Annotated in this window: 9 protein-coding genes; 4 read left to right on the top strand and 5 right to left on the bottom strand. The window is 53.1% G+C overall.

What is annotated here, in order from left to right; translation table 11 throughout:
• Positions 1-180: 180 nt before the first annotated feature.
• From dapB to caiF, 4 genes are all read left to right on the top strand, one after another.
• On the top strand, positions 181-1,002 hold the full coding sequence (gene dapB / locus FCH32_RS08210) for a 4-hydroxy-tetrahydrodipicolinate reductase (RefSeq protein WP_115259496.1): 822 nt from the start codon (positions 181-183) through the stop codon (positions 1,000-1,002).
• Between the two features lie 456 nt (positions 1,003-1,458).
• Complete coding sequence (gene carA / locus FCH32_RS08205; protein ID WP_096758357.1) at positions 1,459-2,607, top strand: glutamine-hydrolyzing carbamoyl-phosphate synthase small subunit; 1,149 nt, start codon at positions 1,459-1,461, stop codon at positions 2,605-2,607.
• Positions 2,608-2,625: 18 nt separating this feature from the next.
• Positions 2,626-5,850 (top strand): carbamoyl-phosphate synthase large subunit, encoded by a 3,225-nt coding sequence (gene carB / locus FCH32_RS08200; RefSeq protein ID WP_117342339.1) that lies wholly within the window; start codon positions 2,626-2,628, stop codon positions 5,848-5,850.
• Between the two features lie 273 nt (positions 5,851-6,123).
• Positions 6,124-6,519, top strand: coding sequence for a carnitine metabolism transcriptional regulator CaiF (caiF, locus tag FCH32_RS08195; protein ID WP_096758355.1), 396 nt, complete (start codon positions 6,124-6,126; stop codon positions 6,517-6,519).
• 76 nt (positions 6,520-6,595) lie between these two features.
• On the opposite strand, the gene caiE is transcribed toward caiF, so the two are convergent.
• The 5 genes from caiE to caiA form a co-directional block, all read right to left on the bottom strand.
• Positions 6,596-7,192, bottom strand: a complete 597-nt coding sequence (gene caiE / locus FCH32_RS08190) for a carnitine operon protein CaiE (protein ID WP_117342338.1) — start codon at positions 7,190-7,192, stop codon at positions 6,596-6,598.
• A 93-nt stretch (positions 7,193-7,285) separates the two neighbouring features.
• Positions 7,286-8,071: a crotonobetainyl-CoA hydratase gene (caiD, locus tag FCH32_RS08185; protein WP_115259493.1), complete on the bottom strand. Its 786-nt coding sequence runs from the start codon at positions 8,069-8,071 to the stop codon at positions 7,286-7,288.
• A 53-nt stretch (positions 8,072-8,124) separates the two neighbouring features.
• On the bottom strand, positions 8,125-9,678 hold the full coding sequence (gene caiC, locus FCH32_RS08180) for a crotonobetaine/carnitine-CoA ligase (RefSeq protein ID WP_115259492.1): 1,554 nt from the start codon (positions 9,676-9,678) through the stop codon (positions 8,125-8,127).
• A 63-nt stretch (positions 9,679-9,741) separates the two neighbouring features.
• Positions 9,742-10,959, bottom strand: a complete 1,218-nt coding sequence (caiB, locus tag FCH32_RS08175) for an L-carnitine CoA-transferase (protein WP_115259491.1) — start codon at positions 10,957-10,959, stop codon at positions 9,742-9,744.
• 60 nt (positions 10,960-11,019) lie between these two features.
• Complete coding sequence (caiA, locus tag FCH32_RS08170) at positions 11,020-12,162, bottom strand: crotonobetainyl-CoA dehydrogenase (RefSeq protein ID WP_096758350.1); 1,143 nt, start codon at positions 12,160-12,162, stop codon at positions 11,020-11,022.
• Positions 12,163-12,175: the final 13 nt, after the last annotated feature.

The raw sequence follows: 12,175 nt of genomic DNA, 5'->3' as shown, positions 1-12,175 counted from the left end.
AGTTTGACTTCTTTCCCCGTCTGCGGCAATGATTCATCCTGCGGGGTGAATCATGTCTTTTACTGATATTCCTCTCTGTTTATCATTAATTTCTAATTATGGACGTTTTCGGCTGGCGACCCTGTCGCGGGCTGGTTACTCTGAAAACGATTTACGCAATTTTAACAAAAGAGAATAGCTATGCATGATGCACAAATCCGCGTCGCCATTGCAGGCGCCGGTGGCCGCATGGGACGGCAGTTAATTCAGGCCACGATGGCGATGGAAGGAGTACAACTGGGGGCGGCACTAGAGCGTGATGGCTCCTCTTTACTGGGCAGCGATGCTGGTGAGCTGGCGGGCGTTGGAAAATCTGGCGTAACCGTTCAGAGCAGCCTCGAAGCGGTAAAAGACGATTTCGATGTCTTTATCGATTTTACCCGCCCGGAAGGCACGCTGACGCATCTGGCATTTTGTCGGCAGCATGCAAAAGGCATGGTGATTGGCACGACCGGGTTTGATGATGCCGGTAAGCAGACCATTCGCGATGCCTCGCAGGATATTGCCATTGTGTTTGCCGCCAACTTTAGCGTCGGCGTGAACGTGATGCTTAAACTGCTGGAGAAAGCGGCGAAGGTGATGGGCGACTACACCGACATCGAAATTATTGAAGCGCACCACCGTCATAAAGTCGACGCACCGTCAGGGACGGCGCTGGCGATGGGGGAGGCGATTGCCGGGGCGCTGGACAAAGATTTAAAGGACTGTGCCGTCTACTCGCGTGAAGGTTACACCGGTGAACGTGTGCCTGGCACTATCGGTTTCGCCACGGTGCGTGCTGGTGACATCGTCGGGGAACATACGGCGATGTTCGCCGATATTGGCGAACGTATCGAGATTACGCACAAAGCGTCCAGCCGTATGACGTTTGCCAACGGTGCGGTAAGATCGGCGATGTGGTTGAAAGGTAAGTCAAATGGTCTTTTTGATATGAAAGATGTGCTTGATTTAGGCAGTTTATAAGGTTTTATTACCCTTCGTGATGTGGTTATTGTAATCATAATTTATTGATTACATAGGGCAATATTTTATTGCCCTTTTATTTTTCCATTGTTTTTATAATTTTCAATTAAAATGCTTATTTTAAGATGTTTTGTAATGTGTTTTTGTTGCCTCAATGTAAATTTTGACCAAATGGTCCACTTTTTTGTCTGTCATGATTCATTTTTACATTCTTGACCTCCCGCAAGCGTTTTCTACCGTTACTTAGCTGATCTTTTTGCCTGTTAAATCACATGATTTGTCCCAGTGGCGTAAAATAATAATAAAAAATCCCCTTTTGGGTAGACTTTTCCCCGGGCTGTCTCTAGAATGCCGCCGTTTGCCAGAAATCCATAGGTAAGCAAATTTGCATTGATTCATACTGTGTTAATGAATTAATATGCAAATAAAGTGAGTGAATATTCTCTGGAGGGTGTTTTGATTAAGTCAGCGCTATTGGTTCTGGAAGACGGAACCCAGTTTCACGGTCGGGCCATAGGGGCAACAGGTTCGGCGGTTGGGGAAGTCGTTTTCAATACTTCAATGACCGGTTATCAAGAAATCCTCACTGATCCTTCCTATTCCCGCCAAATCGTCACCCTTACTTATCCTCATATCGGCAATGTCGGCACCAATGAAGCCGATGCAGAATCTTCTCAGGTACATGCGCAAGGTCTGGTCATCCGCGACCTGCCGCTGATTGCCAGCAATTACCGCAATACCGAAGACCTCTCTTCTTACCTGAAGCGCCATAACATCGTGGCGATTGCCGATATTGATACCCGTAAGCTGACCCGTCTGCTGCGCGAGAAAGGCGCTCAGAACGGCTGCATCATCGCAGGGGATAACCTGGATGCACAGCTGGCGCTGGAAAAAGCGAAAGCCTTCCCGGGCCTGAACGGCATGGATCTGGCGAAAGAAGTCACTACGGCAGAACCGTATGGCTGGACCCAGGGAAGCTGGACGCTGGAAGGCGACCTGCCGGAAGCAAAATCCGCTGAAGAACTCCCGTTCCACGTGGTTGCCTACGATTTCGGCGCGAAACGCAACATTCTGCGTATGCTGGTGGATCGCGGCTGCCGCCTGACGGTTGTGCCTGCGCAGACCTCCGCAGAAGACGTATTAAAGATGAATCCGGACGGTATCTTCCTGTCCAACGGTCCTGGCGACCCGGCACCGTGTGACTACGCGATTGCCGCGATTCAGAAATTCCTCGAAACCGATATTCCGGTGTTTGGCATCTGTCTCGGCCATCAGCTGCTGGCGCTGGCGAGCGGTGCGAAGACCATCAAGATGAAGTTTGGCCACCACGGCGGCAACCATCCGGTGAAAGATATCGATAACAACACCGTGATGATTACCGCGCAGAACCACGGTTTTGCGGTGGATGAAGCCTCGATGCCTGCTACCTTGCGCGTCACACACAAATCACTGTTCGATGGCACCCTGCAGGGTATCCATCGCACCGACAAACCGGCGTTTAGCTTCCAGGGCCACCCTGAAGCGAGCCCGGGGCCGCACGATGCTGCGCCGCTGTTCGACCACTTTATCGAGTTAATTGAGCAATACCGTCAGTCCGCGAAATAATCAGGAGTTAAAAGAGCCATGCCAAAACGTACAGACATAAAAAGTATCCTGATTCTGGGCGCGGGTCCGATTGTTATCGGCCAGGCGTGTGAGTTTGACTATTCCGGCGCGCAGGCGTGTAAAGCCCTGCGTGAAGAGGGTTACCGCGTTATTCTGGTCAACTCCAACCCGGCGACCATCATGACCGACCCGGAAATGGCCGATGCCACTTACATCGAGCCAATTCACTGGGAAGTGGTACGCAAAATTATCGAAAAAGAGCGCCCGGATGCGGTACTGCCTACCATGGGCGGCCAGACGGCGCTGAACTGCGCGCTGGAGCTGGAGCGTCAGGGCGTACTTGAAGAGTTCGGTGTGACCATGATTGGTGCCACCGCCGATGCGATTGATAAAGCAGAAGATCGCCGTCGCTTCGACATCGCAATGAAGAAAATCGGTCTCGACACCGCGCGTTCTGGTATCGCCCACACCATGGAAGAAGCGCTGGCGGTTGCCGCTGACGTCGGCTTCCCGTGCATCATCCGCCCGTCCTTCACCATGGGCGGTACCGGCGGCGGTATTGCCTATAACCGCGAAGAGTTTGAAGAGATTTGCGAACGCGGTCTGGATCTTTCCCCAACGAAAGAGCTGCTGATTGATGAATCGCTGATTGGCTGGAAAGAGTACGAGATGGAAGTGGTACGTGACAAAAATGATAACTGCATTATTGTCTGCTCCATCGAAAACTTCGACGCCATGGGCATTCATACCGGTGACTCCATCACCGTAGCGCCTGCCCAGACGCTGACCGACAAAGAATATCAAATCATGCGTAACGCCTCGATGGCGGTACTGCGTGAAATCGGCGTAGAAACCGGCGGGTCTAACGTGCAGTTTGCGGTGAACCCGAAAAACGGCCGCCTGATTGTCATTGAAATGAACCCACGCGTTTCCCGCTCCTCGGCGCTGGCCTCGAAAGCGACCGGTTTCCCGATTGCCAAAGTGGCGGCGAAACTGGCTGTCGGTTATACCCTCGATGAGCTGATGAACGACATCACCGGTGGTCGCACCCCGGCGTCGTTCGAACCGTCTATCGACTACGTTGTGACTAAGATCCCGCGCTTTAACTTCGAGAAGTTTGCCGGTGCTAACGACCGTCTGACGACGCAGATGAAGTCCGTCGGCGAAGTGATGGCGATTGGCCGCACACAGCAGGAATCGCTGCAAAAAGCGCTGCGCGGTCTGGAAGTGGGCGCCACCGGTTTCGACCCGAAGGTGAGCCTGGATGACCCGGAAGCGCTGACCAAAATTCGTCGCGAGCTGAAAGATGCAGGCGCTGAGCGTATCTGGTACATCGCCGATGCGTTCCGTGCTGGTCTGTCCGTTGATGGCGTCTTCAACCTGACCAACATTGACCGCTGGTTCCTGGTACAGATTGAAGAACTGGTGCGTCTGGAAGAAAAAGTTGCAGAGCTGGGGATTAACGGCCTCGACGCTGATTTCCTGCGCCAGCTCAAGCGTAAAGGCTTTGCCGATGCGCGTCTGGCAAAACTGGCTGGCGTGCGCGAAGCGGAAATCCGCAAACTGCGCGAACAGTATAAGCTGCACCCGGTTTATAAACGTGTGGATACCTGCGCCGCAGAATTCTCCACTGACACTGCCTATATGTACTCCACCTATGAAGAAGAGTGCGAAGCGAACCCGACTCAGGATCGCGACAAAATTATGGTGCTGGGCGGTGGCCCGAACCGTATCGGTCAGGGTATCGAATTCGATTACTGCTGCGTACATGCGTCGCTGGCGCTGCGCGAAGACGGTTACGAGACCATTATGGTCAACTGTAACCCGGAAACGGTTTCTACCGACTACGACACCTCCGACCGTCTGTACTTTGAACCGGTAACGTTCGAAGACGTGCTGGAAATCGTGCGTATCGAGAAGCCGAAAGGCGTTATCGTGCAGTACGGCGGGCAGACTCCGCTGAAGCTGGCGCGTGCGCTGGAAGCCGCAGGCGTGCCGGTTATCGGCACCAGCCCGGACGCGATTGACCGCGCTGAAGACCGTGAGCGTTTCCAGCAGGCGGTTGACCGTCTGAAGCTAAAACAACCGGCCAACGCCACCGTTACCGCCATTGAAATGGCGGTCGAGAAGGCAAAAGAGATTGGCTACCCGCTGGTGGTGCGCCCGTCCTACGTGCTTGGCGGTCGGGCAATGGAAATTGTGTACGACGAAGCCGACCTGCGTCGCTACTTCCAGACCGCGGTCAGCGTCTCCAACGACGCGCCGGTGCTGCTGGACCGCTTCCTGGATGACGCAGTAGAAGTGGACGTGGACGCTATCTGCGACGGCGAAAGGGTGCTGATTGGCGGCATCATGGAGCACATTGAGCAGGCGGGCGTTCACTCCGGTGACTCCGCGTGTTCCCTGCCAGCCTACACGCTGAGCCAGGAAATTCAGGACGTGATGCGCCAGCAGGTGCAGAAACTGGCCTTCGAACTGCAGGTTCGTGGTTTGATGAACGTCCAGTTTGCGGTGAAGAACAACGAAGTTTACCTGATTGAAGTCAACCCGCGTGCGGCGCGTACCGTACCGTTTGTCTCCAAAGCCACCGGTGTTGCGCTTGCAAAAGTGGCGGCGCGCGTGATGGTCGGTCAAACGTTGGCACAGCAGGGCGTCACCAAAGAAATTATCCCGCCGTACTACTCGGTGAAGGAAGTGGTGCTGCCGTTTAACAAGTTCCCGGGCGTTGACCCCCTGTTAGGGCCAGAAATGCGCTCTACCGGCGAAGTGATGGGCGTAGGTCGCACCTTTGCGGAAGCATTCGCCAAGGCGCAGCTGGGCAGCAGCTCCACCATGAAGAAACAGGGCCGCGCACTGCTCTCCGTGCGTGAAGGCGATAAAGAGCGCGTCGTTGACCTGGCGGCGAAGCTGCTGAAGTTTGGTTTCGAGCTGGACGCAACCCACGGTACGGCAATTGTACTGGGGGAAGCCGGTATCAACCCGCGTCTGGTAAACAAGGTGCATGAAGGTCGTCCGCATATTCAGGACCGTATCAAGAATGGCGAATATACCTATATCATCAACACCACTGAAGGTCGTCAGGCGATTGAAGACTCCAAGCTGATTCGCCGCAGCGCGCTGCAGTACAAAGTTCATTATGACACCACGCTGAACGGCGGTTTCGCCACGGCGATGGCGCTGAATGCGGATGCTACCGAGAAGGTGACCTCCGTTCAGGAAATGCACGCACAGATCGCGAAGTAATCGACAATGACCCACCCGCTTCTGAGCTGGTCGGGTCTGCAATTTAATAAGAAACGGTTTCTGTAAAGAAACCGTTTTTTTTATCTATTAAGGTCATTACGGGCAAATAGCGCTGTGATAACCACATTTTCAATGTAATAAGCAAGATGTTGCTCACACTAATCAACATTCAAGTCGCATACTATCTCTCATATACACAATTTTAATATGGCTTTGTTTTTATTTATCCAGACAGGCCGTAGCCAGATTTTTAATTTGTGAAATGGTGTGCTTATGTGTGAAGAGTATGTTGAAAGACCGCTTTATTTGTTAATTGCCGATTGGATCAGGGCTGAAGATCGTTGGGTCACGGCAAAAGAAATCTCCCTCCATTTTAATATTGAACACTGCAAAGCAATTAATACGCTCTCCTATATTCTGTCTGAGGTGGGAGAAATTGTTTGTGAAGTTAAGATGATCCCTAACCAGATTGCAGGCCGGGGCTGTCAGTGCCAGCGTCTGGTGAAAGTCGTGAGTATTGATTCTCATCTCTACAGCAGATTGAATCACAATTTGCAGGATAAAAAAGTGAGCGTAGGGAAAATGCCGCGTATGTCGGCTGTACCGCCAACAGAGCTTAATCGCGAGCAGAAATGGCAGATGATGCTGTCAAAAAGTATGCGTCGCTAATTGTAAGTTTGCCTGATGGCGGCATAAACGGTAATTGACTCGTAGGCCGGATAAGCGTGAGCGCATCCGGCATCAATTACTGTGCTGATTTGGGCTTCACATCCGTTGTGCCTTTCAGACGCGGGCGGTTTTTATCAATCTGCGTTAACGGCTGTGTTTCGCGTAACCCTACCCGACAGCGAACCGCGAGATCCTGATACTCTTTGGTGTTCAGCCGCTTCCAGTGCAGCTCCTGGTCTGTCACCTCTCGCAGCACGCGGGCAGGTGAACCGACCAGCATTTGCCTTGCCTCGCCGGTAAATCCGGCTTTAACAAAGCTCATGGCGGCGACAATGCTCTCTTCGCCAATTGTTGCGCCGTCCATTATGACGCTGTTCATGCCAACCAGCGCGTCCCGGCCAATGACGCAGCCGTGCAGGATTGCACCATGTCCGATGTGTCCATTCTCATGCACGATGGTGTCGGTGTCACAGTAGCCGTGCATGATGCAACCATCCTGAAGATTCGAGCCTGCTTCAAGGATCAGGCGGCCATAGTCGCCGCGCAGCGAGGCAAGAGGACCGATATATACGCCAGCACCGACGATCACATCGCCAATCAGCACTGCGCTAGGATGGACATACGCCTGTGGGTGTACCACCGGGATCAGGCCTTCAAACGCATAATAACTCACGATATTCCTCAGTTGTTTTTGCCGGATAACGCGGCCTACGAGTGTGCATTTTTTGTAGGCCGGATAAGCAAAGCGCCATCCGGCCTCAGCACATTAACGACCTTTCCACACCGGATCGCGTTTTTCAGCAAATGCCTGCGGTCCTTCGAGCGCATCCTCAGAGTGCAGTACGGATGGGTAATGCTTCAGCACGCCGCTGCGGATGTAGCGGTAGCCTTCTTCTACCGGCATTTCGCTGGTCGCGCGGTAAATCTCTTTCAGCGCGGCGATGGCCAACGGGGCGCTATTCACCAGCTGCTGCGCCAGTTCGCGGGCGCTGTCCATCAGTTCAACCTGGCTGACGACGCGGTTCACAATCCCCCAGCGCAGTGCTTCTTCGGCGCTCATTCGTCTGCCGGTCATCACCATTTCGTTGACGATAGCAGGCGGCAGCAGCTTCGGCAGACGCAGCACGCCGCCGCTGTCTGGCACGATACCAAGCTTGGCTTCCGGTAGCGCAAAGCTGGCGTTTTCCGCACAGATGATAAAATCTGCCGCCAGCGCTAGCTCGAATCCGCCGCCGAAGGCATAGCCGTTTACTGCGGCGATGACCGGCTTGTCGAGATCAAATATTTCCGTTAAACCGGCAAAACCACCGGGACCAAAATCGGCATCCGGCGCTTCACCTTCTGCTGCCGCTTTTAGGTCCCAGCCGGCAGAAAAGAATTTCTCGCCGCCGCCGGTGATAATCGCCACGCGCAATTCCGGGTCATCGCGGAAATGAAGAAAAGCCTCACCCATGGCAAAACTGGTTTTGGCGTCAATGGCATTCGCTTTGGGCCTGTCTAATGTAATTTCCAGAATCGGGCCGTTACGGGTCAGATGTAATGATTCACTCATAGCTCATCTCCAAAAAATAGATTTGCCGACAGGAGGCATTCCTGGCGGAGGATTTATTTCAGATTTTTTTTGATTATTTTTCCGGAACAATTACGCGGCAGGTCGGTTCTTATCTCCAAAAACGAGGGAACCTTAAACTTCGCCATATTGCCTTCGCAGAAACTGAAAAATTCCGCTTCGCTTAATGTTTCCCCCTCATTCAATACGATAAAGGCTTTAATCGCCTCATCGCGGATAGCGTCTTTAATACCGACAATGACAATGTCCTGAATTTTAGGGTGAGCAGCGATTATATTTTCCAGCTCGACGCAGGAAACATTTTCCCCACCGCGTTTAATCATGTTGCAGCGCCGGTCAACGAAATAGAAAAAGCCGTCTTCATCCCGGTAGCCGGAATCACCGGTATGCAACCAGCCGTCCGGCTCCAGCGCGTTGGCCGTGGCCTGTGGCTGTGCGTAGTACTCTTTAAATATCGTTTTACCCGGCACGCCTTTAATGCAGATTTCGCCAATCTCTCCGGCAGGTAACGGCTGATTATGATCGTCGCGGATTTCGGCTTCATAGCTAAAGCCCACGCGGCCAATGGAAGGCCAGCGCCGTTGGTCACCGGGGCGGTCACCAATAATACCGACGATGGTTTCCGTCATGCCGTAGGAGGTCAGCAGCCTAACGCCAAAGCGCGTGATAAAATCATCTTTTTCCTGCACCGATAAATTGAGGTAGAACATCACTTCGCGCAGCTTGTGCTGCCTGTCAGTCGGGCTTGCGGGCTGTACCATCAGGGTGCGGATCATCATCGGAATGCATTCCGTCACCGTCGCCTGATATTTACGTACCTGGTCCCAGAAGGCCCGGGCGCTGTATTTCTCTATCAGCACAAAGGTACTGCCTGCGGAAAAAGCCGCCATGGCTGCCGTACACTGGCAGTCAATATGGAAAGCGGGCATGACCGTCAGGTAGACGTCGTCATCGCGCAGGGCGCACTGCCAGGCGGAGTAGTAACCGGCAAAACGCAGGTTATAGTGGGTAATCACCACCCCTTTGGGACGCGAGGTGGTGCCTGAGGTAAACAGAATTTCTGCCGTGTCATCAGTGGATAACGGTGGTGTATAGCACAGCGTTGTCGGCTGCTGGTCCTTGAGCTGAGAAAAATGGCTCACGCCATCGTCAGCCGGAACCTGCTCTCCGATGAGACAAATGTGATTAAGCGGGGTGGTATTTTCCCGTTTTATCTGGCGGTACATTGGATAAAACTGAGCGCTGGTGACCAGCAGGCTGACCTGGCTGTTTTGCAGGATCCAGGCGCTTTCTTCCCCCAGCAAGCGGGCGTTAATCGGTACCATCACGGCGCCAATTTTTGCCAGCCCAAACCAGCAAAAAATGAACTCCGGGCAGTTATCCAGATGTAATGCGACCTTATCGCCTTTGCGTATGCCCAATGAATGAAAAAGGTTCGCCGTACGGTTAATCTCTTCATTAAGTGAGGCATAGCTAAACTGCCGAACGTTTCCTTCGCAGGATTCGAAAATAAGTGCTGCTTTATCTCCGTACACCCCGGCCAGGTCGTCCCACATCTGACGTAAGTTTTGTCTGCCAACGATATCCATTTTACCTTATCCACTGAAATCAGGCGTGAGCGCTAACCCGCAAAGCCGGTCAGCGCATCGCGTTTAATCCTCAACCCTGGCCAGACCTTTGCCGACCAGCTCATTAATGTCTGCTTCGCTGTAACCGATATTTTTCAGAATGGCGGCGGTATCCATGCCGTGTGACGGCATGCCACGCCAGATTTTCCCTGGGTTATTTTTGAATTTCGGCATGATGTTGGGGCCTTTACAGGTGCGACCGTCCATCGTTTGCCACTGGGTAATAGATTCACGGGCTACGTACTGCGGGTTGTCTTCCAGTTCCGGGATCGTCAGTACTTTCGCGCAGGCGATATTCAGTTCGGCAAAGCGCGCCTGAACGTCTGCAATAGTGTGTTCTGCCAGCCAGGCATCCAGTTTCTCTTCGACTAACGGGCCGTAGGGGCACTCAACACGATGGATGAGCTGTGTGCCTTCCGGAACTTCTGGCGTTCCGAGAATGTGCGCCAGACCAATATCCTTAAAGCATTCGTTGATTTGCGTAATGCCAACCAGCTCCATCACGATGTAGCCGTCGGCGCATTTATACAGGCCGCAACCGGCGTAGTAGGGGTCTTTACCTTTAGTCATGCGCGGGCAAACTTCACCGCCGTTGAAGTAATCCATCATGAAGTACTGGCCCATACGCAGCATGACTTCGTACATGGCAATATCGATACTTTCGCCTTTACCCGTTTCGCGCACTTTATACAGAGCAGCCAGGGCTGCCGTGGTGGCTGTCATGCCGGAGAAGTAATCGGCGGTGTACGGGAAGGCTGGCATCGGCTGGTCAACGTCGCCGTTTTGAATCAGATAACCGCTGAACGCCTGGGCGATGGTATTGTACGCCGGGAGGTTGGTGTACTCATCGGTGCCATACTGGCCGAAGCCGGAGAGGTGAGCGATAACCAGCTTCGGGTTATGCTCCCATAAAACCTCATCGGTAATACCGCGGCGGGCAAAGGCCGGACCTTTACTGGCTTCAATGAAAATGTCGGTGGTTTCCATGAGCTTCAGAAACGCTTCCCGGCCTTCATCTTTGAAAATATTGAGTGACAGGGCGTGCAGGTTGCGGCGTGACAGCTGCGGGTAGTTGGGTTGCACGCGGATGGTATCGGCCCAGGCGACGTTTTCAATCCAGATAACCTCAGCGCCCCATTCGGCAAACATCTGTCCGGCGAACGGCCCGGCGATTTCGATCCCTGAAAAGACAACGCGTACGCCGGCAAGCGGCCCAAATGCAGGCATTGGTAAATGGTCCATAATGTAACTCCTGGCAGTTAGTTGTAGGCCGGATAGGCGAAGCGCCATCCGGCATCCCACTTAGCGGTATTGCTTGAGTACCGCACGACCCAACGTCAGGATCTGCATTTCATCAGAGCCACCGGAAACACGGTCAACACGCAGGTCACGCCAGAAGCGCGTGATGCGATGATTGCCCGCAATACCCACACCGCCGAGTACCTGCATGGAGGTGTCCACGACCTCAAACGCGGCGTTAGCGCAGAAGTATTTGCACATTGCTGCATCACCCGAGGTAATGGTGCCGTTATCTGCTTTCCACGCGGCTTCCAGCAGCATGTTTTTCATGGAGTTCAGTTTGATCGCCATATGCGCAAACTTCTCCTGAATGAGCTGGAAACGACCGATTGCTTCGCCAAACTGGACGCGTTGATTGGCGTAGCGCGCCGCATCTTCAAAGGCGCACATTGCTGTACCGTAGTTGGTCAGGGCGACGAGGAAACGTTCGTGGTCAAACTCTTCTTTCACGCGGTTAAAGCCATTACCTTCCCGACCGAACATGTCTTTTTCATCCAGTTCGACGTCATCAAAGGTAATTTCACAGCAACTGTCCATGCGCAGGCCGAGTTTCTCCAGCTTATTGACTTTGATACCGGCTTTCGTCATGTCAACAAACCACTCGGTGTAAATCGGTTTATCCGGCGATGCACCATCACGAGCCATCACCACGATATACGGGGTATAGGCGCTACTGGTGATAAAGCACTTACTGCCATTAAGATAAACCTTACCATCTTTGCGTGTATAAGTGGTTTTCAGACTGCCAACATCCGATCCAGCTCCCGGTTCTGTGATAGCGGAGTTCCACATCTGCTTACCGGTGCCCTGGAACGCCATGATTTTATCAATTTGTTCCTGGGTGCCTTCACGCAGGAAAGTGTTAAAACCTCCCGGCAATTGATACAGCACGTAAGTCGGTGCGCCAAGGCGACCTAATTCCATCCACACCGCGGCAACGGTGACGAAACCGGCTTCCAGACCGCCGTGTTCTTCCGGGATCAGCAGGCTGTCGATGCCCATATCCGCCAGCGCTTTTACAAAACGTTCTGGGTAGACGCTGTCACGATCGCACTCGGCAAAGTAAGCTTCCCAGTTCTCACTGGCCATCAGTTCACGAATACCTGCGACAAACAGTTCCTGCTCGTCATTCAAATTGAAATCCATCTTCAAGCCTCTT

This window comes from Citrobacter gillenii, assembly GCF_013337685.1.
Taxonomy (GTDB): domain Bacteria; phylum Pseudomonadota; class Gammaproteobacteria; order Enterobacterales; family Enterobacteriaceae; genus Citrobacter; species Citrobacter gillenii.
The sequence above is the reverse complement of the archived record's forward strand: the minus strand, read 5'-3'. Positions and strand labels throughout refer to the sequence as shown.